Raw genomic sequence first — 25,103 nt, forward strand, 5'->3', positions numbered from 1 at the left:
AAGTCGACGTTCGCGCAGTAAGCGTCAGGCCACGGTGAGGGTGACGGTCGCAATCGCGCTGTCGACCTTGCCGTCGTTGACCTTGTAGGTGAAGGAGTCCGTTCCGGTGTAGCCGGCGTTCGGTTGGTAGGAAAACCCCCGGTTCACCGTGTCGAAGTAGAACGTTCCGTGCTGAGGGCCGCTGACCAGCGTCCCCGTCAGCACGTCGCCGTCGACGTCGGATGACCTGTTGCTCAACCCGAATGCCACGAAACTGTCCTTCGCGACTGGGATCACGTCGTTGAGCGCTATGACCGGTGCGTCGTTCACGGCGGTGACGTTGATGGTGACGGTCGTGAGGGCCGTCTCGGCAGCGCCGTCGCTCGCCTTGTAGGTGAACGTGTCCGTGCCGTTGAGGTTGGGTCCCGGTGTGTAGGTGAAGGACCCGTCGTCGTTGAGCACCAGCGAGCCACGGGTCGGTTCAGTGCCAATGCTCACGACTTTCAGCGTTTGGCCGTTGGCGTCGGTGTCGTTGGCGAGAAGCCCCGGGCCGTTCACGGTCAGGACCGTGTCCTCGTCGACCGTGTAGGAATCTGGGCTGCCTACTGGCGCAACGTTGTTCGGATCGGCGGTGACGGTGATCGTCACGGTGCCCTGGCTGGTTGACGCGCCGTCGCTCACGGTATAGGTGAACGAGTCGGTGCCGGTGAAGCCGGCGTCCGGTTGATAGGTGAAGGTGCCGTTCGAGAGCACTCCGGAGAGCGCGCCGTGCGCAGCTGCGAAGATCTCTGTGAGGCGCAGGAATTCCCCGTCGGGGTCGGTGTCGTTGCCCAACAGGCCCGGCGCGTTGACGGTCAGGGTGCCGTTTGCGACGACGGTGTAGCTGTCGTTGACGGCGGTGGGCCCGTCGTTGACCGGGGTGATCGTGATGGTCACGGTCGCAACGTTGCTCGTCGCGCCGGTGGCGTCCTTCACGGTGTAGGTGAAGCTGTCCGTCGTGACCTCGCTGCCATCGGAGACATAGGTGACGGTGCCGTTCGGGTTCACCGTGACGGTGCCCGCCGCGGGCTGCCTGACGATGACGACGGTGCTGCTATCAATGGTGCCGTCGGCGTCGGTGTCGTTGCTGATCACCGTGGTGGTCGTGGTGCCGCCCTCGGCGACGGTGGCGGTGTCGTTCACGGCTACCGGGGCGTCGTTGACCGGGGTGATCGTAATGGTCACGGTCGCAACGTTGCTCGTCGCGCCCGTGGCGTCCTTCACCGTGTAGGTGAAGCTGTCCGTGGTGACCTCGGTGCCATTCGAGGCGTAGGTGACGGTGCCGTTCGGGTTGACCGTGGCGGTGCCCGCCGTCGGCTGTCCGACGATGACGACCGTGGTCGTGTCGACGGTGCCGTCTGCGTCGGAGTCGTTGGTCACCAGTGCGATGGTGGTGGTGCCGCCCTCGGCGACGGTGGCGGTGTCGTCGGTCGCGACCGGCGGACTATTGACCGGGCTGTCGACGGCGATGACGTTGATGGTGATGGTGCCGAACGTTCCCGAGCCGACGTTGTCTGCGAGGCGGTAACTGAATGCGTCCGTTCCCGTGAAACCGGGGTTCGGAATGTACTGGAGGACGCCGGTTGAGTAATTCGCAAAGTATTGCGTTCCGTTGCTCGGCACTCCGACGAAGGTCCACCTGATCGGATTGCCCTCGACATCGAAGGCACCCGCGTACAGGTCGATCGTGACCGGGGTTCCTGCGGCCGTCGTATAGGTCTGATTCGCGGCCACCGGCGCGTCGTTGACCGGCGTGACGGTGACCCTGGCGGTTGCCGTAGAGCCGCCGTTGAGTGTGTAGGTAAACGTGTCGGTGCCGTTGAAGTTCGCGTTCGGTGTGTAGCTCACGGTGGTGCCGGTGAAGGTGACCGTGCCGTTGGTGGGTTGGGTGACACCGGTGATGGTCTTGGGGTCCGAATCGACGTCGAAGTCGTTGGCTAGCAGATCGATCAGCGTCGTGCCGCTGTCCTCGGCGACGGTCGCAGTGTCATTGACCGCCACGGGGCTGTCGTCTACGGCCGTGACGGTCGTGGTGACGGTCGCGGTGGAGCCGCCGTTCAGCGTGTACGTGAAGGTGTCGGCGCCGTTGAAGTTGGCCTTCGGCGTGTAAGTCAAGGTCGTGTCGGTGAAGGTGACGGTGCCGCCGGTGGGCTGGGTCGCGCTAGTGATCGTCTTGGGTCCGCCGTCGCCGTCGCCGTCGGTGTCGTTGGCCAGGACGTCGATCGACGTGCTGCCGCTGTCCTCACCCACCACGGCGGTGTCGTTCACGGCGATCGGCGGGTCGTCTACTGGGGTGACGGTGATGGTGATGATGGCGTAGTCGCTGGTCTCGATTCCATCCCACACCTGATATCGGATGGTGGCGGGCCCGGAGTAGTTGGCCGGCGGGGTGTAGACGATGTACCACCGACCGGCGTAATCCATGTCCATCTCGCCAATGTTGGCGTTCTCCGTCAGTGCCCACCTGATGACGTCACCGTCGACGTCGACGGCACCCGCAAGCGGGTCAATCCTCACCGTTGTGTCCTCCAGCATGGTGACGCTTTGATTCGCGGCCACCGGTGCGTCGTTCACCGGGGTGACGGTGATGGTGGCGGTGGCCATCGAGCCGCCGTTCAGGGTGTACGTGAACGTGTCGGAGCCGTTGAAGTTGGCGTTTGGTGTGTAGCTGAGCGTGGTTGCGGTGAAGGAGACCGTGCCGTTGGTGGGTTGGGTGATGCCGGTGATCGTCTTGGGTCCGGCGTCGACGTCGGTGTCGTTGGCCAGCACGTCGATCAGTGTGGTGCCGCTGTCCTCGGCGACGGTGGTGGTGTCGTTCACCGCCACGGGGCTGTCGTTGAGCGCGGTGACGTCGAGGGTCACGGTGCCAGTGGCCGTGCTGGGGCTGAAGGACAGCGGGATGCCGAAGATGTTCCGCCGCGCGCCTGCGTCACTCACGGTGTAGGTGAAGGTGTCGGTGCCGCCGGTCAGCGCATAGGCGTCGTCTGGGTCGTAGGTGAAGGTGCCGGTGGCCTGGTCGACGGTGACGGTGCCGTGAGTCGGCCCTCCGATGGCACCGCGCGCGGGCACGGTGTAGGTCAGCCGGTCGCCGTTGGCGTCGGTGGCGCCGAAGGCGATGGGTCCGCTCACCGCGTTGGGGAGTGCCAGGCTGATGGTGACGTTCTGGTTGGGCGCCGTCGGCGTCGAATTCGCGAAGGTGCGCTGGAATTCGCGACGCACCCAGGCGAGCACCGCCCAGAGCAGCGGGGGTTGGGCAGGTGCGGTGGGGGCACCGCCGAGGAACGGTGTCAGGACTGCGTTGACCAACGTGGTGACGATCGACACCGGAATCGCCAGCAGCGCGCTGAGCGGGTCCAGCGTGGGGGCCGCAGGCGCGAGTGCCGTTGTCGTGAGAGTCATTCGCTGACTGAGGGTTTCGGCGGTGGGGCCGGGCTGCTGAGTCGCGTTGGTTGCCGCCTGCAGGCTGCGGGGCGCCACGGCGGCGGGCTCGGTGGTCGACTTCGAGGGCGTCGACGCCTCGGGTGCGGACGGCTTCGCCGGCGGCCTGGGTGCCGTGTCGGAGTCGGCGGTCGCGTCGGCTGGCGGCGTCTCGGTCCCGTTTGGTTCCGCGGGTGGGGGAGTGTCGGAGGTGACCGGGGTTTCGTTGGTGGGCTCTTCGACGACCACCGGTTCGGTGGCCGGCTCGGGTGACGACGTGGGCTCCGTTGACGGCTCGGCCGCAGTTTGCGTGCTGCTACCCGTGTTCGTCTGAGCGCTGACCGTGCTCGACGGCGGTTCACCGCTCGTGTCCTGCGTCCCGGTCGCGGTGGTGTTCGTCGTCGGGTCGGGCGTGTTGACCGTCGGCGTTTCGGCATTCGGCCCAACGCCCGCTGCGCCGGAGGTCCCCGAGGCGGACTGCTGCGAGGAGACGGCGGCCGACTCGGCCGACCCGTCGCCTTCGTCGGCAAGTGCGGTCTGTGGGAAGGCGACGGCGGTGCCGACTCCCAGGACTACCGCCAATGCTCCGACACGGCCGACGTAGCGGCTGAAACCCATGACTCGACTCCGATTTGCAAGGCTCGCTAAGCGAAACCTACGAGTCACTTTGACGCCGCCGCCAATATTTACCCTGGCGTAAGGCGGAAGGGAAGTGTTTCGGGGAAAGATGCGTAGTTTTTCAGCAAAGTGCAGTAGTTCCGCACGTCCGGTGGGACTCGGCTACGTAGTCCGCCCCGCGGTAAGCCATCAGCCCAGCGACACGGTGACGGGGCCGCCCTTCGGATCGACGTGCTCGAGGATCCCCGCCGGGACGCGGAAGACGCGCCCTGGCGAGGCGGCCCACGGCAGAGTTCTGCGGCCGACCACCCGGCCGTCTTGACGGACGACCACCTTGGGCACCCGCACCAGGGTGTCGGTCCACAGCAGCAGGCGGTTGCGAGCCGGCGGGCCGTCGCCGGGTCGAAGGACGCCCGGCGTCACCCATCGCAGCGGCGCCGCGGCCGTCAGACGGACCCCTGCCGCCGGGACCGGCGTGCCACTCAGATGACGCCGCACGGCCGCCGCGACGTGGCGGCCGTCGAGCGCCGCGATGTCGGCCGTGTCGACGGGGTGCAGCAGGTTGCCGATCGCGAACACTCCGGGCCTACTGGTGCGCAGCGCGGTGTCGGTCAGCGGGCCCAGGGTGTCAGTGTCCATGTCGAGACCGGCCGCCCGTGCCAGCTCGTGATCGGGGATCCAGTCGCCGGTGAGGACCAGCGTGTCGCAGTCGACGATGCGTCGCCGTCCGGTGTCGAGGTCCTCGATCTCGACGGCCCGCAGTGCGGGCTTGCCGATGATCCGGGTGACCCGGGTGCGGGTGGCGACGTCGACGCCCAGCAACGGTGATCGGCCGGCGAGGTTGAAGACGGCGTAGGACTCGGGGGAGGGGTGCGTCGTCGTCATCAGCGCGGTGTCGCAACCGGCGTGGCGAAGCGTGAGCACAGCCGAGTAGCTCACCAGCTCGGCGCCGACGATCACGGCGCGCCGGCCGACCGTGCGGTGCTGGACGTGGACCAGGTTCTGCAGGTGTCCGGTGGTGTAGACGCCGGATCCTCGGTCGCCGGGGATGAGTCGCGCCGACCGCGGTCGCTCGCGCGCACCGGTGGCGAGGACGACTGCACGGGCCTGAACGCGTTGCCGCCCTTCGGGTGACGTGACGTCCAGCGACGTGTCCCCCGACCAGCCCGTCACCGTCGCGCGGGTGCGGATGTCGGCGCCCGCCGCGGTGGCCTGGTCGACCAGCCGCCGGGCATACGAGGGTCCGCTGATGAACGACTTCATGTCCCTGATGCCGTAGCCCGGGTGGTCGCTGTGCCGGGGGATGCCGCCTGCCGCCGCCTCCCGCTCGAGGACGACGACGTCGAGTCCAGGGGCGAGCGCCGCGGCCGCCGTCAGGCCGGCGGGTCCTCCTCCGACGATCGCGACGTCGGTCTCGATGACCTCGATGCTCATCGGCTCGCCACCTGCCGGTCGAGCACGGCCTGGACCTCGGCGCCGCAGTAGAAGCCCTGGCAACGTCCATTCATCACCCGGGTCCGGCGGCGGAGGCCGTCCAGCCCGGTGGGCGGGATCGTGGACTGGCACGCGTCGCGCAGCTCGCCGGCGGTGACACGCTCGCAAAAGCACACGATGGCGCCGTACTCCGGGTCCTCGGCGATGCGCGCCTCGTCCTGATACGGACGGGTGAATGCCTCGCCGAGGTTCGGCATCCGCGGCGGCTCGGGCAGATTCGCGCGCGGAGTCAGCGCCATGCCGGCGTCGGCCAGCAATCCGCGCACGTGTTCGGCCACGGCCATGCCCGCGGTCAGGCCGGTCGAGCGGATACCGCCGACGAGCAGATAGCGTTGCGCCGCATCCGGTTCGACCCGGTAGTCACCGTGGTCTATCGCTGCCCGCAGGCCCGTGTAGGTGGCCGTCACCTCTTCGTCGAGCAGCCGCGGCATCAGCCTGCGGCCCTTGTCGAGCAGGAACTCGATGCCGTCCGCGGTGGTGGCAGTGGCCGACCGGTCCTCGATGTCCTCAGACGTGGGACCGAGCATGACGTTGCCGTAGATCGTCGGGCTGACGAGCACACCCTTGCCGCGAGAGGTCGGCACCGGCAGGACGATCTTGTTCACCAGCGCGCGGGCCAGCTTGTCGTACACGATGAGTTCGCCGCGTCGGGGAGTGACGGTGAACCGCGAGTAGCCGAACAGCCCGTCGAGGTGGTCGGCGCCGAGGCCCGCGGCGTTGACGACCCAGCGCGCACTGACCGATCCCGCATCCGTGTGCAGCGTGGTGTGGTCGTCGCCGACGTCCACCCCGTCCACGCGGTGGTTGGTCAGCAATGCCGTACCGCGGTTGACGGCGTCGGTGGCCAGCGCCAGGTTCACCGTCCACGTGCAGATGATCGACTCGTCGGGCACGGTCAGTCCGCCGAGTGCGCCGTCGCCGAGATCCGGAACGGCGTCGTAAACGGCTGCGGCGTCGATGATCTCGCAGCGGTCGTAGCCGTTGGCGAGGGCCTTGTCCCGCAGCTTCGGCAGGGCGTCGAGTTGTTCGTCGTCCCAGGCCACCAGGATGGCGCCGGTGTGCTCGATCGGGATGCCGGTTCGGGCGGAGTACTCGCTGAGCAGGTGGTAGCCGCGGCTCACCATGGCGGACTCGAGCGTCCCCGGCGTGGCGTCGAAGCCGGTGTGCAGAATGGCGGTGTTCGCCTTGCTGGTGCCGTCACCGACATCACTGCGCGCGTCGAGCAGCGCGACCGACAGCTCGTGGCCGGACAGTTCGCGTGCGATGGCCGATCCGACGATGCCGGCGCCGATGACGACGACGTCGTACTGAGTGTTCACGTTCCCTCTCTCGAATAGGTCGTCGCGGCAAGGGCGCGCCACGACGATCGGAAGTCCTCTGCGCGTGCGGCATCCCAGGCCGGCTCGTAGGTCGAGGACGGCTTCCACGACGGTACGACGCCGCGCAATCCCTTGTCGGGGTGCAGGCTCAGATCCGCCAGCGCCGCCGCGCCCAGGGCGGTCGCATGTGCCGACGGGTAGACGTCCACCGGCACCTGCACGACGTCGGCGACCGCCTGCATCAGCACGGTGGATTGGGTGAGGCCGCCGTCGGCCCGCAGGCGGCGCAGCGGTGCGCTGTCGGAACCGATCGCGGTCATGAGTTCACCGATCTGCGCGGCGATGCCCTGCAGAAGGGCGAGCACCACGTGGCCGCGATCGGTGGACAGCGTCATGCCCGAGAACGAGGCCGTGGCAGTGCTTTCCCACCACGGAGCCGCCAACCCGGCGAGTGCGGGCACGCACAGCACCCCGCCGCTGTCGGTCGCTGCCACACCGTCGAGTTCGTGCGCGCCGGCGATGACCCCCAGCGACGCCAGCCAGCGCACCGCCGACGCCGCCGTGTACACCTGACCGTCGACGCAGAAGGTGTCGTCACCGGCGACCCGCCATGCCACCGACGTCGTCAGGCCCGAATTCGACGACACCGGCGTGCTACCCGTGTTGGCGAGCAGGAATGCGCCCGTACCGAACGTGCACTTGGCCATGCCGGCCTCGAAGCACGACTCGGCCAGCAGTGCGGCCTGCTGGTCGACGACGATCCCGCCGACGGGTATGTCCCGCCCGAACGCCGACGTCGTACCGATGACCGCGTCGTTGGGGGCGATGCCCGGCAACCGCTCACCATCGAGCCCGAACAGCGCCAACAGGTCTGCGCTCCACGTGTTCTCGCCCAGCCCGACCACCAGCGAGCGGCTGGCCGTGGTGGCGTCGGTGACGAACTCCCCGGTTAGCTGGTGTAGCAGCCAGGTATCCGACGTCGTGACGACGCCGTCGCGTTCGACGTTGCGTCGCAGCCAGGCCATCTTGGGCGCCGAGAAGTACGGGTCGAGTACCAGCCCCGTGCGACAAGCGAATTCGTTGGCGTGTTCGGTCAGGTCCGCGCAGATCGACTCGGCGCGGCGATCCTGCCACACGATGGCCTGAGTCAGGGCACGTCCGGTTATTGGATCCCACGCCAGGACGGTCTCGCCCTGATTGGCCAGCGACACGGCGTCGATCGGCCGGCCGGCCTGGGCCACGGCGGCCCGGCCCGCCTCCAGCACCGAGTCGAGCAGTTCCCTGGGGTCCTGTTCGACTCCGCCGCCGTCGAGGTAGCGCGGGTGCACCGCCACTTCGGCGACGCCGACGACCCCCTCCGCGGGATCGACGACGATCGCCTTGGTGCCGGAGGTGCCCTGATCTATGGCGAGTACCGTCACACGGTCTCGATCTCGGCGTCGATGGAACGCATGTCGGGCATCCGCAGGCCGTCGCGGCCGCGGGTGGCGAGCAGGTAGCCGAGGTACATTGCGCCGATCGCGACCATCACGGCGAGGTAGATCCACGGGTCCCGGAACGAGGCGTCGCGGAACAGCGACAGCTCGAACACCAGCCACACGACGGCGACGACGATGATCGGGACCTCCCACCGGCCCAGGTTGAACCCTGCGCTCGGCGGCAGGGTCCGGCGCTTGGCGATGTAGAGGCCCACGGTGATCGTGTAGATGATCGCCGGTAGCAGCGTCGCCGCGCCGAACAGCTTGAACAGGGCGTCGGTGCTGGTCGAGAACAGCCCGAGGATGACTCCCGAGATGAGCGTCATCACGATCGTGGCGTTCAGTGGTGTCTTGGTACGCGGTGAGATCCGCTGCAGCAGTTGCCAACCCGGGAAGCGCTCGTCGCGCGACATGGCCCACACCAACCGCACGCCGGTCAGCAGGATGACCAGACCGCACGCGAAGATCGCGATCGCGACGAGCACCAGCAGTGCGGTGCCGACGAACGAACCGAGGATGTCCTTGATGACGTCGGCTATGGGCGTGCCGGACTCGGCCAGTGCGACCGGGTCGTCGACCGCTGCCGTCACCGCGAGCAGGAACAGGAATCCCAGTACGCCCGAGGCGAGCACTGCCTGCCACATCGCACGGGGCACCACGACCTCGGGCCGCTTGGTCTCCTCGGCGAGGTTAGCCGCCGATTCGAAGCCGACGATCGTGAAGGCGCCCAACAGGAAGGCGAGCATCCAGGGGCCGGCGGCCGTGGCTTCGCCGAAGCTCCAGTAGCCCTCGGTGGGGACGGCGCCGTGGGAGAACAGGTTGTCGACGCTGAGGCGGTGGGTGATGACGCCGATGATCAGCAGCAGCGCAACGAGGGCGACCATGCCGATGAGTTCGGCGGTGACGGCGAAGTTGTTGACGCGTTCGGTCCATCGGGTCGACAGCCCAATGAGCAGTGCCTGCAGGACGAGTACGACGGCGGTGATGAGGAAGGCCGTGGCGGGCGTGCCCTCGAAGGCGAACAGGGCGGGTAGGACGGTCGAGGCGACGGTGTAGTCGACGGCGATCACCACGATGGCGAGGAACGTGAACGAGATCCAGCCGGTGATCCAGCCGAAGACCGGGTTGGCCAGGCGCGACACCCATTGGTAGGCGTAGCCGGTCACGGGGATGCGCGCGGCCAGGGCGCCCAGCAGCAGCGCTACCGCGAGCTGGCCCACGACGACGATCGGCCACGTCCAGATGCCCAGTGGGCCCGATGAATTGAGGACGCTGCCGTAGGTGGTGAAGATGCCCGTCGCGATCGACACGAAGGCGAAGGCGACGGCGAAGGAGGCGAAGCGGCCGGTCGACCGTTCCATCGCCTGGGTGTAGCCGAATTGAGCGACGCTGGGCGCGTCGCCGGGTGTGGAATCATGTGTCATGGATCGTGCTTTCTGACGTGAGTTGACTGTTCGATCCGCGCGGGCGGCGCTGCCCGGACAAGTAGTCGCCGCCCGCACCCCTGCTCGGGGCTCCCCTGGTCGGGGTGGAGGTCACGCTGACAGGACCACACCCCCCGCCTCTCGGACGGCGGCCTCGACGGCCGGTGAGCTGCATTCGTCGGTGATGAGACCCGTGACTGCGGTCAGGTCGCACACCCGGTGTGGGCCGATCCGGTCGAGTTTCGACGAGTCGGCCAGGATGTAGCTCGACGCGCTGTTGGCGATGATCGTGCGGCGCACGTCGATCTCGTCGAGGTGGTAGTCCGTCAGCCCGGCTGCCGCGTCGACGCCGCCGGAGCCGATGAAGGCGACGTCGGCGTAGACGTCGGCGAACATCGACCGCGCGTGGGCTCCTCGGCACGCGAGGTCGCCGGCCCGGACCCGGCCGCCGGACACCAGCACGTGGATGCCCGGTCGAGCCGCGAGTTCGATGGCGACGAGCAGTGACGAGGTCGCGACGGTGCCGCGAAACGTGGCGGGTATGGCGCGGGCCACCTCGACGGCGGTGGTGCCGATGTCGATCACGACGGTCTGGCCAGGTTGCAACAGCCCCGCGGCGACGCGGGCCAGTCGAGCCTTGGCCTCCTGGTGGATGACGGTGCGTTCGGCGAACGGGGGCTCTTCGCCACTCACCCGCTGCAGCAGGCTGGCGGCGCCGCCGTGCACGCGCCGGATCGCGCCGCGCTCCTCGAGCAGGGCGAGGTCACGTCGCACGGTCTCTGCCGACACGCCAAGGCGGTTGACCAGTTCGTCGGTGCTGACGGTGTGCGCACCGTTCACCAGATCGACGATGGCGTCGTGCCGAGCTACCGGAAGCACACTGCGCCCTTCTGTGGATTCGTGACCGTTAGTGACTGCAAGTGTGTGATGTTGACCGCACTGCGTCAACCCGTGGAGGTAAAACCCGCGTAACGGTTCGCGGGTTACGCCGCGGGCAGCGGGCGTTTAGTGACGTGCCAAACGGGAGACACGACGGCAATGGAACAGCAGAGCACCCCGCCGCCCACGCCCAAGGACGCGACCGAGGCCAGCGAGGAGCAGCGGGAACTCCAGAAGGAGCTGGACCATCAGGGCGAGGATCCCGACGGACCCGCGCTGCAGCAGGACCGCAACCAGGTCGCCGACGAATACTGAGGCGCGCTGGTCCTAGGCGCACCGCATGTGTCGTGACACGTGCACCCGGTTCCCGCCGCTGCGCTTGGCTTCGTACATTGCTGCGTCGGCCGCGTCGATCAAGTGGTTGACCAGGGCGTGGGTCGTGGTGGCTTCCGTTTCGCTGCGTGGGGCCCCACGCCACGCCGATGCTGGCGCTGACGTCGTCGCAGTGACGATGGATGGCTTGGCAGAGCGGGCCGGTCAGGATGGAGGCGTCGTGCGTCCACGACGACATGGCGACCAGGAACTCCTCGCCCCCCGACCGGCAGACGGCCGCGGTGGCGGGAACGTGGTGGCGTAGTTGGTCGGCGACGCGTAGCAGGACGTCGTCGCCTGCGGCGTGCCCGCGAGTGTCGTTGACCCGCTTGAAGTCGTCGAGGTCGATCATCATCACGACCAGGTAGGCGTGTCCGGTCTCGTTCATGTCCGGGATGAGTAGGCGCTCGACGGCGTGGCTGAACCCGCGGCGGTTAAGCAGTCCGGTCAGCGGGTCCTGATCCGAGCGAATGGCGTACCGGCCCATGGCCTTGATCGCTGCGCGAATGCCAAGCGGCACGGCGATGTTGAGCAACCACATCAGCCAGAACGCGGCGACGGCGGTGGCGAGGTCGGTGTCGTTGGCCAGCCGGTAGACGGCGAAGGCTGCGGTGCCGAGGGCGACGACGGTGTTGAGCACGAGTATCCGGGTGTTGTGGAAGAACGCCACGTACCCGCCGGTGATGGCCAGGACCATGCTCGCCAGGGCCGCGACGGCTGCGCTGTGCTCAGTGAGACTCCATGCTGCCGCGCAGAACATTCCTAGCACCACGGAGTAGAGCGACACGCGTCGGCTCGGCCACCGGGTAAGCCAGAACCACGCCATGCCGAGTGCTATCGCGGCGCCGGTCACCCCGATGGCCACGACGCCGGCACTGGGATCGGGCCGCAGCAGCGCCGTGATCGGAGTCAAGGCGGCCGACCCGGCGATCACGGCCATGACGATGCGGGCAGTCCGCAGCAGGCCACGTTGGCGCAGGAACGTCGTCACCCATTCGAATTGATCGGGTTCGTGCAGCCAGATGCCAACGCGCGACAAACCCCACCCCCCGAATGGTGCCGATGCCAAGCTCAGCCCGTACACGTCCATTGCTGAAGCCAGTTCGGGCCGATGCGATTCATGATCGTAACCCGGGTCGACGGAGTGGTCTATCAGCAGTTTCGCGAGGCCTCGACATCCAGCATTCAGCGGGGTGTCATCGGTGTCCATTTGCTGATGCCCGAGCGCGCAGTTCGAGGTCGCGCCCGGCGTGGAGCCCCCTATCGGGATTGAACCGATGACCTACGCTTTACAAGAGCGTTGCTCTACCGCTGAGCTAAGGAGGCATGCCGGCTCAGGATATCGGTTCCGGGCCCGCTCTCTCGACCCGCTACGTCGTCAATCCTCGTGGTCGATGATCCGCTGCGAGGTCACCGGCCGGGGCATCGCGCGGCGGCCGGCGCGACGCCCGGGCAGCGGGATGCGATCGGCGATGTTGCTCAGCGGGTTGACGACCTGACTCAACGTGATGACGGCTTCGTGCAGTGCGTCGATGGTCGGCGCCAGCGCTTCGAGCCCGGGAGCCAGTCGGTTGAGGGTGTCCGCGACGTCGGCCAGCTTGAGCAGCGGGCCATCCTCGGCGGTGAGAGTGTCGAGCAGGCCACCCTCGGCCAGGAGTTTGTCGGCCACACCGTCCTCGCGCAGCACCCGCTCGACCAGACCGTCGTTGGCGAGCAGCTGATCGGCGAGACCGCCGGGCGCGATCACCCGGGACAGCGCACCGTCTTCGGTGGTGAGCCGGTCCAGCAGTCCGCCCTCGGCCGTGATCTGGTCGACCAAGCCGCCCGGCGCGACCGCGCGCGTCAGTGGCCCGTTGTCCTCGGTGAGACGGTCCAGCAGCCCGCCGTCGGCGGTCAGCTGATCGACGATGCCGCCCGGGCGTAGTAGCCGGTTGAGCGGGCCGTCGGTTGCCAGCGCGCGCCCCAGCGGCGCGTCGTCGTCCATCAGGCGGGCGAGCCGGTTGGCACGCTCGACCGCATCGTCGAGGCCGAGCACCCTCGCCATCGACGGCGTCCCGCCCAGGGGAGCGGAGGCGTCGGAAAGACCGCGCTGCACCGTCTTGATCGTCGCTCCGGCGATGCCGAGTCCGGCGTCGGCGACGGCCAACCCCATGCGCGCGGGCGCCGTGGCCAGGTCGAACAAGCTCTTGCCGAGACTCATGGATTGAGTCTATGGCGGCCGTCACAGCAAGTAGCCGTCTGGGTGGCAGCGCTAACTGAGAACATTCACAGGAATCTCACAGCGCCTCGGCAGTTCCATTCTCAGCGAAACGAGGGACATTGAGTTCCATGGCAATGCCTGCGATTCCCGAGTCCGTTCCCGAAGCGAGGGTCCTGGTCGTCGACGACGAGACGAACATCGTCGAACTGCTGTCGGTCAGCCTGAAGTTCCAGGGGTTCGAGGTGCACACCGCGTCGAGCGGTCCCGCCGCGCTGGACAAAGCGCGCGAGATTCGTCCGGACGCCGTCATCCTCGACGTGATGATGCCCGGGATGGACGGGTTCGGCGTGCTGCGCAGGCTTCGCGCCGACGGCATCGACGCGCCTGCGCTGTTCCTCACCGCGCGGGACTCCCTGCAGGACAAGATCGCCGGACTCACGCTCGGCGGCGACGACTACGTCACCAAGCCGTTCAGCCTGGAGGAGGTCGTCGCACGCCTGCGCGTCATCCTGCGCCGCTCCGGCCGCGGCGTCGAGGAACCCCGCAGCGCGCGCCTGTCGTTCGCCGACATCGAACTCGACGAGGACACCCACGAGGTGTGGAAGGCCGGCCAGCCCGTCTCGCTGTCGCCGACCGAGTTCACGCTGCTGCGGTACTTCATCATCAACGCGGGCACCGTGCTGTCGAAGCCCAAGATCCTCGACCACGTCTGGCGCTACGACTTCGGCGGCGACGTCAACGTCGTCGAGTCCTACGTCAGCTATCTGCGACGCAAGATCGACACCGGCGACAAGCGGTTGCTGCACACGCTGCGCGGAGTCGGTTACGTCCTGCGCGAGCCCCGATGAGCGCTTGCGCGAAGAGCATGACGCCCGCGAGCGCACGATAGAGACGTGTCGAGACTGGGCGGCGCAGGCGTGCCCCTGCGGGTGGGACTGGTGGCTGCGACGCTCGTCCTCGTCGCGTGCGGCCTGCTCGCCTCCGGCGTCGCCGTCACGTCGATCATGCGGCACAGCCTGATCAACCGCGTCGATCAGTCGCTGCTGGACGCCTCCCGAGGTTGGGCGCAGGCGCCGCGGCGCGTGCCGACGACCCCGATCGAGGGTCCGAATCCGGGCCGGCCGCCGACGGACTTCTACGTCCGCGGCATCGATCCCGACGGCCGGGTGTGGATGGCGGTCAACGACCGCGAGGCCGAACCGCAGTTGCCCGAAGGCAATGACGTCGGCCCCGTTCCGGTGACGATCGGTTCGGTCAATCACTCCGGCGTGGAGTGGCGCGCGATGACCGTGCGTGGCCCGCGCGGGGAGCTGACCACCGTGGCGATCGACCTGTCCGAGGTGCAGTCGACGGTGCGCGCGCTGACGTGGTCCCAGGTCGGCATCGGTACTGCGGTCCTGCTCGTGCTCGGCATCGTGGGGTACGCGGTGGTGCACCGCAGCCTGCGTCCGTTGGTCGAGGTGGAACGGACGGCCGCGGCGATCGCGGCAGGCGAACTCGACCGACGCGTCCCGCAGCGTGACCCCCGCACCGAAGTGGGCCGACTGTCGTTGGCGCTCAACGGGATGCTGGCCCAGATCCAGCGGGCGGTCGCGTCGTCCGAGTCGTCGGCGGCGCAGGCCCGCAGCTCCGAAGAACGGATGCGGCGCTTCATCACCGACGCCAGCCACGAGCTGCGGACGCCGCTCACCACCATCCGTGGCTTCGCGGAGTTGTACCGCCAGGGCGCAGCACGCGACATGGAGATGCTGATGAACCGCATCGAGAGCGAGGCCCAGCGGATGGGCCTGCTGGTCGAAGACCTGCTGCTGCTGGCCCGACTGGACGCTCAGCGGCCACTCGAACACAACCGCGTCGATCTCTTGGCCCTCGCGAGCGACGCCGTGCACGACGCACGGTCGGTGGCCCCGAAGCGGGTCGTGACGATGGAGGTGTTCGACGGCCCCGGTACGCCCGAGGTGCTCGGCGACGACGCTCGACTCCGCCAGGTGCTGGGCAACCTCGTGGCCAACGCGCTGCAGCACACGCCGGAAGACGCGAAGGTCGCCGTGCGGGTGGGGACCGACGGGGACAACGCGGTGCTCGAGGTCTGCGACGAAGGGCCGGGCATGAGCCTCGACGATGCGCAGCGGGTGTTCGAGCGGTTCTACCGCACCGACTCGTCACGCGCGCGTGCCAGTGGTGGCACGGGGCTGGGGCTGTCGATCGTGGACTCGCTGGTCCACGCGCACGGCGGCACGGTCAGCGTGACCACGGCGCCGGGACGCGGCTGCCGGTTCCGCGTGTGTCTGCCCCGCATCGCCGACGTGGCGGTGCCGGTCGCCTGACGTCAGTCCTGTTCGGCGAGTGCGGCTTTGATCTTCGCCTGCGCCTCGTCGAGCGACTCGGGCGACGGGTTGCGATCGACGTTCTGGAACCCGAAGTCCGACAGGTCGCGGGCCGGGAACACGTGTACGTGCAGGTGCGGCACCTCGAGACCGGCGATGATCAGGCCCGATCGTTCGGCGCCGAACGCCTTGCACACGGCCTTGCCGATCCGCTGGGCGACGGCCATGACGGCGTTGAAGTCGTTCGACTCGATGTCCTGCCAGTTGTCGAGTTCCGCACGCGGCACCACGAGGGTGTGACCCGGCGTCATCGGCTCGATCGTCAGGAACGCGACCACGTCGTCGTCCTCGTAGACGAACCGTCCGGGCAGCTCGCCGTTGATGATCTTCGTGAAGATGGAAGCCATGGCCCGAGCATGCCAGAACGGGCTCAGAACGGTGGCTCGTCCCCGGCGGGCGTCGTCGGCGGTGGAGGTGGAGGCCTCCACTCTGCGGTGATGTGTTCGTCTTCGCGGGGATCGTTGGCCCACGTGCACCACGGGCTGACGCTCGGAGCACCGCCCTTGAAGACGAGGAGCTTCCGGCGCATGTCGTTGCGCCACTTGCGAATGTCGATTTCGTCGCGCCGGGCTCGGTTGAGCCGTCGGGTCTCGTCGTTGGCGGCACGCTTGGCCGCCATGGCCCGCCGAGCGGCGGCGGTGCGCGTCGCCCTCTCACGCCGCCGGTTGCGCCAGCGCGGCTTGGGCATGCCGCAGGCATCGGCGATGTCGTCGAACAGGTCGGCGCCGTCGGGCGTGCTGCGGTACACCCGCCCCGTGGGTGAGGTCCACACGATGGTGCCGTCGGGACGCTGTTCGTCGCGCCACCCGTCCGGCCCACCATGGAAGGTCTTGAGGCGGTGGTGTTGGCGGCAGTAACACGCCAGATTCGTGGGCACCGTGCGCCCGCCGCCTTCGGGATTGCGGTGGTCGAAGGGTGTGGTGTGGTCGACGTCGGCCCGCCAAGCCGCACGGCCGCATCCCGGGAAACGGCAGGTGATGTCGCGGCAGCGGATCCACCGTTCGATCGCCGCGGACGGCTGATATCGCAGCGACGAGGCGACGTCCGCCGTGGTGGGTGGACGAAGCGGCCGCAGGAGCGCCTGGTCGGCGAGTTGGCGCACCTGTTCGGCGTCAATGACGCCGTAGCCCTCGAGGTAGCCCGACTCCTCACTGCGGCCGGTCACGGTGGCGTCGGTCGCGATGACGTTGATGACGAAGCGCGCCGCACCACTCGGTTCAGCCGGGACGGGACGGGCCGTGCAGTCCGAGCGGCCGCAGGCGCACCCGAGGTCCCGGCGGGCGCCGAGGGCGTCGATGGCGTCGACCCTGCGCTGCTGCAGAGTTCGAGGATCGTTGGCGCACACCGTGTTCGCCATCTCGGTCAGACGCTTGTCGAACATCGTGGCGGCGGGCGCGGGCATGGAGATCCGAACCGAAGCCATGCCGTTCGGTTGGGCCGTGACGGTGACGCGGCGTTCGGTGTCGGCGGACAGTCGGCGCTTCTTGACGGCGTCGGCGTCGATGGCCTTGATCGCCGCGTCGGTGGCGTTGATGACCCTGCGCCGCGACCAGGATTGCCATGTGGAGACCTTGTTGGACATCCGCTGGTCGATCTGGGGCATCAGGTCGGAGTCGACGAGTTCGGTTCGCTTGATGATCGCCTCGGTCGTAGGCCAGTCGATGCGACCGTCGGCCAGCAGGCCCGCGACTTCGGGCAACCGGGTGTCCAACGCCTCGGCTTGGGCCACGATGACGGAGGCCGCTTGCGGCGACGCGTTCAACGCGGCACCGATCTCGGCGCACGTGCGCGCGAAACCCGTTATCAGGGCGTAGCTGGGATCGTCGTCGTCAACACCCTCGGCCTCGGCCGTGCGGTGCCACAGTAGCCGTGCGACTGCCGTCATTCGCCGCGCAATGGCGGCGGACTCCTCACGCCGGCACTGCTCGACCTCGGTCAGCAGGTCGTCCGGTGCGAGCGTGTCGAACACATGTTCGATTATACGCCCGAAACCTCTGCCCGCAATGATCTTCGAGGTTCTGCGGACGTGCCTAGCCCCGCATGATCCCGTCCAACTCGTCCACCGACCACGGCGGGGATTCGTGGTGGTCCCGGTAGGCGAGCAGGCTGGGGGAGGGTCGGTCGAACCGGCCGACGAATCCGCCTGCCGCAATGAAGATCTGGCCGGTGACGTCCTTGGCCCGTTCGCTGACCAGGTAGGCGTAGGTCGGCGCGACGTACGCCGGGGGTGCGGCGTCCAGGGCGCCCTGCTTGCTGACCTCGTCGAGAAGCCCGCGCCGGTTGAGGTCTTTGATGTGGCTCTCGTACTCCGGGCCGGTGGACAGCCGCGTCCTGGCGCCCGGGCACACCACGTTCGCGCGGACGCCGTACTCCCGCAGTTCGGCGGCGATGGCGAGAGTCAGTCCGTTGACCCCGCCCTTGCCCGCGGGGTAACCGGTACCGCCGTAGTCACCGAGGAATGCGAACGAGCTGGTGTTGACGATCGCTCCGCCGCCCTGGGCGACCATCCGCGGTGCGGCGGCGCGGCACGTCTCGAACGCGGTGCCGAGATGTGCGTCGAGCAGGTTTCGGAACTGCGCCGACGTCACGTTGAGGATCGAGGACCCGGCCGGTTCCGCGGTGCCCGCACAGTTCACCAATGCGCCGATGCCACCGAACTCGTCGACGCACCTTCGAATGAGCGCATCGGCGACCGCGGGGTCCGACGGGGACCCCGGGAAGCCGACTGCGCCGGCGCCGACTCGCTCGACGGCCTCGGTGACCGCGGTACCGTCGCGACCGTTGATGACGACGCCGAACCCTTGAGCAGCAAGCAGTTCCGCGACGGCCAGGCCCACACCGCGGGACCCGCCGACGACCACGGCGCCGGTCAGGTGGCGTCCTGCTGGCCGAACGTCATGGCGTCCATGTTCCAGTACCCGCGCAGGTTGGTGATCCGACCACCGTCGTCGACCGTGTAGGTGAACACGCCGCGCACCGTCGCGGTGAAACCGTTCGGGAACACGGTGTGCAACACCAGGATGTACGCGATCTCGTTCGGTGAACTCGACGGGAACGACGCCTCGCGGGTCACGGTCAGCTGGTTGGGCCCGATGTTTGCGTCGTAGAACGCGGCCACCGCTTCCTTGCCACGCACCCCGTTGCCGTCGGGGTTCGTGACGGCCTCGCCGATCGGATCCTCGATCACGATGTCGTCGGACATCAGGGCCAACCAGCCCTCGCGGTCGCCGGACTGCACACACCGCCAGGACGCCTGCGACGCCGCGACGACGGGTGTCTCCGTTACCGTCCCCGTGTCGGTCTGAGTGGACTCGGACACGGAGCTACCGGTCGGCGTCGGTGTAGCGGATGACGCCGCGGATGTTGCGACCCTCGAGCATGTCGGTGTAGCCCTCGTTGATCTGCTCCAGCTTGTACTGCCGCGTGACCATGTCGTCCAGGTTCAGCCTGCCCGCCTTGTACATCGACAGCAGCTGCGGGATGTCGAAGTGCGGGTTGCCGCCACCGAAGATGGTGCCCTGCAGCCGCTTCTGCATCAGCGTCAGCATCGCCAGGTTCAGCGACACCTCGGTGTCCATCATGCTGCCGATGGCCGTCAGCACGGTCGTGCCGCCCTTGGAGGTCAGGTTCACGTAGTTGTCGACGTCCTTGCCGTGCAGCTCGCCGACGGTGACGATGACCTGCTTGGCCATGAGGCCCTGCGTGACCTCGGCGACGCCAGCGAACGCGGACTCCATGTCGGGGTAGGCGTGCGTCGCGCCGAACTTCAGCGCGGCATCGCGCTTCCACTCCACGGGCTCGACGACGAACAGGTTGCGGGCGCCGGCGTTCACTGCGCCCTGCAGCGCGGACATGCCGACGCCGCCGACGCCGATGATGGCGACGTCGTCACCGGGACGGATGTCGCCGGCCTTGACGGCAGAGCCGTAGCCGGTGGTCACGCCGCAGCCGACCAGGCAGGCCACCTCGAACGGGATGGACGGGTCGATCTTCACCACGGAACTCTTGTGCACCACCATGTACGGGCTGAAGGTGCCGAGCAGCGTCATCGGGAACACGGGATCGCCGTTGGCGGCGTGGATCCGGTGGGTGTTGTCGGCGACGGCGAGCCCGCCCAGCAGGCCCGCGCCCAGGTCGCAGAGGTTGCGCATGCCGGCCTGACACGACGGGCAGTTGCCACACGACGGGATGAACGACAGCACCACGTGATCGCCCGGCGCGACCTCGGTGACGCCAGGGCCCACCTCGGTGACGACACCGGCGCCCTCGTGGCCGCCCAGCACCGGGAAGCCCATCATGGGGATGCCGCCGGTGACCAGGTGGTGGTCCGAGTGGCACATGCCAGACGCTTCCATCTGGATCTTGACCTCGTCGTGGACGGGGTCGCCGATCTCGATCTCCTCGATCGACCACGGCTGGTTGAACTCGCGAATGAGCGCACCCTTTGTCTTCATCAAGATCCTGCTTTCCACGAGGAGTTACGTAGGCGTCCGTATTCAGACTAAGTTACCTAAGTCACATCATGACCAACTAGGTGGTTGGGCGCTAGCCCTACCAGATCGGAACCGGCGCCTCGCCCAACGGGTAGTAGCCGGGGAGCTTCTCTCCGGCGACGCTGCGTTCGATGCGCTTCTGCATGGTCGGCGTCAGGTCGCCAGAGCTGATGAGCTTGCCGAACATGTAGGCCACGTGACCGAAGTCGAAGAAGTCGCGCTGCCACTCGATCAGCAGGTCGTCATTCAGCCGGAACCAACTGCCGCCGATGCCGTAGATCTCGTCCTGGCTGCCGTCGCCCTTCTTCACGATCTGCTTCCAGAAGCCGACGATCTCGTTCTGCTTCTCGTCGACGAGCACCTTCTGGTACTCGTAGACCCAGTTCTCCAGGCCCTGCATCTCCAGGCCGAGCGCGACGTCGCGGATTTCGTCGCGGCCCACGCACATGACGTCTTCCTTGGGGCCGATGTTCCAGCCGTAGGTTGCGTCCTCGGTGTAGAAGTCGGCGAGGTTCGTCCAGTCGCCTGCGGCCTCGGAGTCCTTGTTGGCCTTCAGCCAGCGCTCGACCCAGTCGTCGAGCTGGGCGCGATTCGCCTTTGAATCAGACACGTCAATCTTCCTTCTCTTCGATGGAAAGTGCTTGGGTGGGACACATCTCGATTGCCCGCTGGACGTCCTCGCGGATGTCGTCGGGTGGCTCTGCGTCGAGGATCTCGACGACGCCGCGCTTGGGCACGGCGAACACGTCCGGTGCCTCGAGTTCGCACATCGCGTGGCCCTGGCACAGGTCCTCGTCGAGTACCACGCGGTAGCAACCCATCTCAGACCTCGGCAATCCCCGAGTCGCTGCGCTCCTGCCCGCCGGGAGCCCGCTTGCGGTACCGCACCTTTGCGGGTTGTTCCAGCTGGACGACCATCTTGGAGTGATCGTTGCGGTAGCTCTCGGCGGGCTGGGACATCTCGAACTCGTACTCGCGCAACAGCACCGAGAAGATGGCCTTGATCTGCATCTGCGCGAACGCCGCGCCGACACAGCGGTGCTTTCCCGCGCCGAAGGGAATCCACGTCCAACGGTTGGCCAGATCCTCCTGCCGCGGCTTGAGGTAGCGGTCCGGTTCGAAGGCATCGGGATTCGGGAAGTCCTCGGCGATCCGGTTCGAGATCGCCGGTGACGCGGCCACCATCTGACCCTTGTGAATGGGATGGCCCGCCACCTCGAACTCGTCCTGCGCGACCCGCATCAGGATGATCAGCGGCGGGTGCAGGCGCAGCGTCTCCTTGAGCGAGTTGTCGAGCTTCGGGATCTGCCGCAGCGCATGGAAACTCACCTCCTGGCCGTCGGAGTACAGCTCGTCGAGTTCCTGCTGAACCTGGGCGTAGACGTCGGGGTTGCGCAACAGCTCGATCAACGTCCATGACGACGTCCCCGAGCTGGTGTGGTGACCGGCGAACATCAGCGAGATGAACATGCCGGTGACCTCGTTGGCCGTGAAGCGTGAGTTCCCCTCCTCGTCCTTGATCGACACCAGCACGTCGAGCAGGTCGCGATCCTCCTTGCCCTTGGGCGGATTCGCGATGCGGCCGTCCATGATCTCCTGCACCAGGTTGACGAGTTTCACGCGTGACTCGTCGCGGATGCGGAAGCTCTCGATGTCGAGATAGGGGTCGACGTAGCAGAGCGGGTCGGTCCCGCGTTCCAGTTGGTGGTAGTAGTGGGCGAAGCGACTGTCGAGCTGCTCGCGGAACTTCAGCCCGATCAGGCATGCCGTCGAGGTGTAGATGGTCAGCTCGGAGAAGAAGTCGAGCAGCTCGATCTCGCCCTCGTCGCCCCATCCGGCGATGATCTTCTTGACCTCGTTCTCGATGGTGGCCGCGTGGCCCTTCATCTGTTCACCGCGCAGCGCCGTGTTGTGCAGCATCTCCGCCCGGCGCTCGGGGTCGGCATCGAACACGACGCCCTCACCGAAGATCGGTGTCATGAACGGGTAGGCCTCGGCCTGGTTGAGTTCGGCATCGCTGGAGCGGAAGAAGAACTCGTTCGCCTCCGACCCGGACAGCATCACGACCTGCTTGTCGACCAGCTGAAACCAGCCGACGTCTCCGCACTCCTCGCGGACGCGGTTCATCAGGCCGATGGGGTCGGTACGGAACTCCTCGAGGTGTCCGTACTCGTCCTCGCCGCCGGAAACCCGCTGCACCTCTTTAGTAATGGTCAAGAGAGCTTCTCCTCGTCTAGCTTGAGCTGCTGACGCTCCTTGGGCGCGCTCGTCAGCGGCGCCTCCGGCTGCAGCTCCATGTTGGCGATGTAACCGCCGCGGGGTGTCTCCGCGACGAACGTAATGGCGCGTGCGAGATCGCTTGCGCGCAGGAAGTAGTCGTGGCGGGCCTGGCCCCACTTGGCCCAGTCCTCCAGTGCCGGTCCGATCAGGTCAGCGGGCAGGCTCCAGCCCATCGACGTCTTGGTCGGCCCGGGATGCACGATCGACGCCCGCACACCGGTGCCCTCGAGTTCCATCTGCAGGTTGTTGACCATGGCGACCAGCGCTGCCTTTGCGGCACCGTAGGCGCCCATGTGGGGTCGTTGACGCAGTGCGACTTCGGATCCCACGAAGATGAGGTCGCCGCGCTGTCGCTCGAGCATGCCGGGCAGCACGGCGGTGGCGAGGCGGTTGGCGCCGACGAGGTGGATCTGCAGCTGCGAGTCGAATTCGTCGGTGCTGATGTCGGCGAGCTTGCCGAAGTAGGTGTCGCCTGCGCCGGCGACCATCACCTCGATCTCACCCAGCGTGTCCTCGGCTTGGGCGACGAACGACTTCACCGAGCTGGGGTCGGTGACGTCGAGGTGGAAGCCGACGGCCTCGCCGCCCTCGGCGTTGATCTTGCCGACGATGCCCTCGAGCTTCTCGACGCGGCGCGCTCCGAGCGCGACCGGGAAGCCGCGCGATGCGAGTTCGATGGCGGTCGCCTCACCGATGCCGGCGGACGCTCCGGCGACGATGGCGGGTCGGCGCTCGGGCAGTGGTGCGAAACGGGGCATTGCCGATGGTCCCTTCAGCGGGCTTGGATCGAGATGGGCAGATGGGCGAACCCACGGACGTTGCTCGAGTGCACGCGCACCGAGTTGGCCTCGTCCACGTCGTAGCCGCGGATCCGCTTGAACCACTCGGCGAGAGCCACGCGGGCCTCCATGCGGGCCAGGTGTGCGCCGAGGCAGAAGTGCGCCCCGCTGCCGAAACTCATGAGTTTCGAGCCGATCTCGCGACCAATGACGTAGTCGTCGGGATCCTCGAAGACCCGCTCGTCGCGGTGTGCGGACCCTGGCAGCAGGAGCAGCACGTCGCCATCCGGAATCGTGGTGTCGTACAGCGTCAGCTCGCCGGCCACCGTGCGGGCCAAGATCTGGCTCGACGTGTCGTAGCGCAGCGTCTCCTCCACCCAGAGCGGGATCCGATCGAGGTCGTCGTACAGCGGCGACAGCTGATCCGGATTTCGGTGACCCCAGAATGCAGCATTGGCAAGCAGTTTCGTGGTGGTCTCGTTGCCGGCGATCACCATCAGGAACATGAAGCCGAGCACTTCGTCGTCGGTGAGCCGGTCGCCGTCGATCTCGGCCTCGAGCAGTGCGGTCGTCAGATCGTCGGTCGGCTTCTTGCGACGTTCGGCGACCATCTCCTGGTAGTAGACGATCAAGTTGAGCGACGCCTCGATCGCCTCGGCCGGTACGTCGGTGACGCCGTCCTCGCGGTGCATCACACCGTCGGCCCAGGCGCGCACCTGGTCGCGGTCGGGCACCGGTACGCCCATCAACTCGGAGATCACGTCCATGGGCAACTTGCCCGCGAAGTCTCCGACGTAGTCGACCGTGCCGTCCGTTCCCTTCTCCATCAGCACGTCGAGGTGCTGGGTGGCGATCTCGGTGACCCGCGGTTCGAGTTCACGGATGCGGCGCGGCGTGAACCCCTTCGACACCAGCGTGCGCAGCCGCAGGTGCGACGGGTCGTCCATGGCCAGGAACGACATGGTCTTGCTGGCGTGCGGGCCGCGTGACGCCGGGTCGAGTGAGACGCCGAACTTGTTCGACAGCGTCGTGCTGTTGCGGAAACCCGCGAGCACGTCGGAATGCCGCGACAGCGCCCAGAACCCGAGTTCTTCGTTGCGGTACAGCGGTGCCTCGTCGCGAAGCCGTTGGTAGTACGGGTACGGGTCTTCGTGGAAGTCGTAGTCGTAGGGGTCCAGCAGGACTTCCCAGGTACCGGCGGTGGTCATCGATCTTCTCCCAGGATGAGTGCGACCACGTAACTGAGGCGGTCGGCGATCTGGTGGTAGGTGAAGGCGCCGCTGCCCGCGTTGACCAGCGCCCCGAAGAACGTCATCTCCAGTGCCGACACCACCCGGGGGTCGGCGTCGGGACCGACGGCCGAGCGGATGCGGCGGTGAATCTCGGCGCCGATGCGGTCGCGGACCTTGCGCACCGTCGGATCGGTTCCGGTCAGCAGGGCCGTCGTACAGGCGGCGGCCACCTCGGGCTCGTCGGACACCGTCAGCGCCATCGCGCGCAGTGCCTGTTCGACGCGCTGGGGCATGGGCTCGTTGACGTCGGTGAAGTACGGCACCTGCTTCATCAGATCGAGGTAGACCTCGGCGATGAGGTGATTCTTCGACGAGAAGTAGGTGTACGCAGTAGCCGGCGCGACCTTCGCCCTCGCCGCGACGGCGCGCACGGTCAAGTCGGCGTAAGAGGATTCGCGCAGCATCTCGACGCCCGCGGTGAGCACCTTGCGGAACGTCTCCTCCTGCCGACGGTTCCGCGGCCTCTCACCTGGGTCGGCATCGGCCTGACCTGTGATAGCCACCACTGCATCGCTGGACACATGTCCAAGTTATCCGACCGGTGTGCGCCAAGGCAAGCGCATTCGGCAAAGACGCTGCGCATCGGCTGATTTCGGTACACATCGCCCGACACGAGTGAATCGACTCTTGCGGCTCGATCCGACCGCGGGCTA

At 67.5% G+C, this 25,103-nt stretch carries 23 protein-coding genes, 1 tRNA gene and 1 pseudogene; 5 read left to right on the plus strand and 20 right to left on the minus strand.

All coding sequences use genetic code 11. The features are described from left to right. Nucleotides 1–24 precede the first annotated feature (24 nt). From G6N61_RS23975 to G6N61_RS24000, 6 genes are all read right to left on the minus strand, one after another. On the minus strand, nt 25–4,053 hold the full coding sequence (locus G6N61_RS23975; protein ID WP_163922070.1) for an Ig-like domain-containing protein: 4,029 nt from the start codon (nt 4,051–4,053) through the stop codon (nt 25–27). 189 nt (nt 4,054–4,242) lie between these two features. Beyond that, complete coding sequence (locus G6N61_RS23980) at nt 4,243–5,487, minus strand: NAD(P)/FAD-dependent oxidoreductase (RefSeq protein WP_163922073.1); 1,245 nt, start codon at nt 5,485–5,487, stop codon at nt 4,243–4,245. Continuing rightward, nucleotides 5,484–6,866, minus strand: a complete 1,383-nt coding sequence (locus G6N61_RS23985) for an NAD(P)/FAD-dependent oxidoreductase (RefSeq protein ID WP_163922076.1) — start codon at nt 6,864–6,866, stop codon at nt 5,484–5,486. The genes G6N61_RS23980 and G6N61_RS23985 overlap by 4 nt, the downstream gene beginning before the upstream one ends. Continuing rightward, nucleotides 6,863–8,287, minus strand: coding sequence for an FGGY family carbohydrate kinase (locus G6N61_RS23990; RefSeq protein ID WP_163922079.1), 1,425 nt, complete (start codon nt 8,285–8,287; stop codon nt 6,863–6,865). Before G6N61_RS23990 ends, G6N61_RS23985 begins: the two co-directional genes overlap by 4 nt. Then, nucleotides 8,284–9,768: an amino acid permease gene (locus G6N61_RS23995; RefSeq protein WP_163922082.1), complete on the minus strand. Its 1,485-nt coding sequence runs from the start codon at nt 9,766–9,768 to the stop codon at nt 8,284–8,286. The genes G6N61_RS23990 and G6N61_RS23995 overlap by 4 nt, the downstream gene beginning before the upstream one ends. Nucleotides 9,769–9,879: 111 nt before the next feature. Beyond that, nucleotides 9,880–10,647 carry a DeoR/GlpR family DNA-binding transcription regulator gene (locus G6N61_RS24000; RefSeq protein WP_163922085.1) on the minus strand — a complete coding sequence of 256 codons (768 nt, stop codon included), beginning with the start codon at nt 10,645–10,647 and terminating at the stop codon, nt 9,880–9,882. Nucleotides 10,648–10,806: 159 nt separating this feature from the next. On the opposite strand from G6N61_RS24000, the gene G6N61_RS24005 reads away from it, so the two are divergent. Next, entirely contained in the window at nt 10,807–10,962 is a 156-nt protein-coding gene (locus G6N61_RS24005) for a hypothetical protein (RefSeq protein WP_170314488.1), read from the plus strand. 247 nt (nt 10,963–11,209) lie between these two features. Here G6N61_RS24005 and G6N61_RS31350 read toward each other — a convergent pair. After that, nucleotides 11,210–11,506: pseudogene (locus G6N61_RS31350) on the minus strand (GGDEF domain-containing protein); the annotation flags it as partial. Here G6N61_RS31350 and G6N61_RS30970 point away from each other — a divergent pair. Both G6N61_RS30970 and G6N61_RS30975 read left to right on the plus strand, forming a co-directional pair. Then, nucleotides 11,435–11,785: a hypothetical protein gene (locus G6N61_RS30970; RefSeq protein ID WP_235887285.1), complete on the plus strand. Its 351-nt coding sequence runs from the start codon at nt 11,435–11,437 to the stop codon at nt 11,783–11,785. The pseudogene G6N61_RS31350 and the gene G6N61_RS30970 overlap by 72 nt on opposite strands. A gap of 58 nt (nt 11,786–11,843) precedes the next feature. Further along, nucleotides 11,844–12,023, plus strand: coding sequence for a hypothetical protein (locus G6N61_RS30975; protein WP_163922088.1), 180 nt, complete (start codon nt 11,844–11,846; stop codon nt 12,021–12,023). Between the two features lie 247 nt (nt 12,024–12,270). Here G6N61_RS30975 and G6N61_RS24015 read toward each other — a convergent pair. Together G6N61_RS24015 and G6N61_RS24020 are read right to left on the minus strand one after the other, a co-directional pair. Beyond that, nucleotides 12,271–12,345, minus strand: a tRNA-Thr gene (locus G6N61_RS24015). Between the two features lie 52 nt (nt 12,346–12,397). Next, entirely contained in the window at nt 12,398–13,219 is an 822-nt protein-coding gene (locus G6N61_RS24020) for a hypothetical protein (RefSeq protein ID WP_163922091.1), read from the minus strand. A gap of 128 nt (nt 13,220–13,347) precedes the next feature. On the opposite strand from G6N61_RS24020, the gene G6N61_RS24025 reads away from it, so the two are divergent. Further along, nucleotides 13,348–14,067, plus strand: a complete 720-nt coding sequence (locus G6N61_RS24025) for a response regulator transcription factor (RefSeq protein ID WP_163922094.1) — start codon at nt 13,348–13,350, stop codon at nt 14,065–14,067. Between the two features lie 45 nt (nt 14,068–14,112). Beyond that, complete coding sequence (locus G6N61_RS24030) at nt 14,113–15,546, plus strand: sensor histidine kinase (protein WP_235887286.1); 1,434 nt, start codon at nt 14,113–14,115, stop codon at nt 15,544–15,546. Nucleotides 15,547–15,548: 2 nt separating this feature from the next. Here the strand turns inward: G6N61_RS24030 and G6N61_RS24035 are convergent, their stop codons facing one another. The 11 genes from G6N61_RS24035 to G6N61_RS24085 form a co-directional block, all read right to left on the minus strand. Next, nucleotides 15,549–15,953 carry an HIT family protein gene (locus tag G6N61_RS24035; protein WP_163922098.1) on the minus strand — a complete coding sequence of 135 codons (405 nt, stop codon included), beginning with the start codon at nt 15,951–15,953 and terminating at the stop codon, nt 15,549–15,551. A gap of 23 nt (nt 15,954–15,976) precedes the next feature. Then, nucleotides 15,977–17,575 (minus strand): HNH endonuclease signature motif containing protein, encoded by a 1,599-nt coding sequence (locus G6N61_RS24040; RefSeq protein WP_170314489.1) that lies wholly within the window; start codon nt 17,573–17,575, stop codon nt 15,977–15,979. A gap of 61 nt (nt 17,576–17,636) precedes the next feature. Beyond that, a complete protein-coding gene (locus G6N61_RS24045) occupies nt 17,637–18,467 on the minus strand; it encodes an SDR family NAD(P)-dependent oxidoreductase (RefSeq protein ID WP_163922101.1) in 831 nt (276 codons plus the stop codon). Nucleotides 18,468–18,475: 8 nt separating this feature from the next. Then, entirely contained in the window at nt 18,476–18,925 is a 450-nt protein-coding gene (locus tag G6N61_RS24050; protein WP_163922104.1) for a nuclear transport factor 2 family protein, read from the minus strand. Nucleotides 18,926–18,929: 4 nt separating this feature from the next. Beyond that, entirely contained in the window at nt 18,930–20,060 is a 1,131-nt protein-coding gene (locus G6N61_RS24055; protein WP_163922106.1) for an NDMA-dependent alcohol dehydrogenase, read from the minus strand. Between the two features lie 97 nt (nt 20,061–20,157). Further along, complete coding sequence (locus tag G6N61_RS24060; RefSeq protein ID WP_163922109.1) at nt 20,158–20,709, minus strand: nuclear transport factor 2 family protein; 552 nt, start codon at nt 20,707–20,709, stop codon at nt 20,158–20,160. Nucleotide 20,710: 1 nt separating this feature from the next. After that, nucleotides 20,711–20,920, minus strand: a complete 210-nt coding sequence (locus tag G6N61_RS24065) for a ferredoxin (protein ID WP_163922111.1) — start codon at nt 20,918–20,920, stop codon at nt 20,711–20,713. A 1-nt stretch (nt 20,921) separates the two neighbouring features. Beyond that, nucleotides 20,922–22,316, minus strand: a complete 1,395-nt coding sequence (locus tag G6N61_RS24070) for a lanosterol 14-alpha demethylase (protein WP_163922114.1) — start codon at nt 22,314–22,316, stop codon at nt 20,922–20,924. Then, nucleotides 22,313–23,137 (minus strand): SDR family oxidoreductase, encoded by an 825-nt coding sequence (locus G6N61_RS24075; RefSeq protein ID WP_163922117.1) that lies wholly within the window; start codon nt 23,135–23,137, stop codon nt 22,313–22,315. Before G6N61_RS24075 ends, G6N61_RS24070 begins: the two co-directional genes overlap by 4 nt. 14 nt (nt 23,138–23,151) lie before the next feature. Next, nucleotides 23,152–24,366, minus strand: a complete 1,215-nt coding sequence (locus G6N61_RS24080) for a cytochrome P450 (protein ID WP_163922119.1) — start codon at nt 24,364–24,366, stop codon at nt 23,152–23,154. Continuing rightward, complete coding sequence (locus G6N61_RS24085; protein ID WP_163922122.1) at nt 24,363–24,971, minus strand: TetR family transcriptional regulator; 609 nt, start codon at nt 24,969–24,971, stop codon at nt 24,363–24,365. The genes G6N61_RS24080 and G6N61_RS24085 overlap by 4 nt, the downstream gene beginning before the upstream one ends. Nucleotides 24,972–25,103: the final 132 nt, after the last annotated feature.

Origin of the sequence: Mycolicibacterium arabiense, from assembly GCF_010731815.2 — a bacterium.
Classification (GTDB): Bacteria; Actinomycetota; Actinomycetes; order Mycobacteriales; family Mycobacteriaceae; genus Mycobacterium; species Mycobacterium arabiense.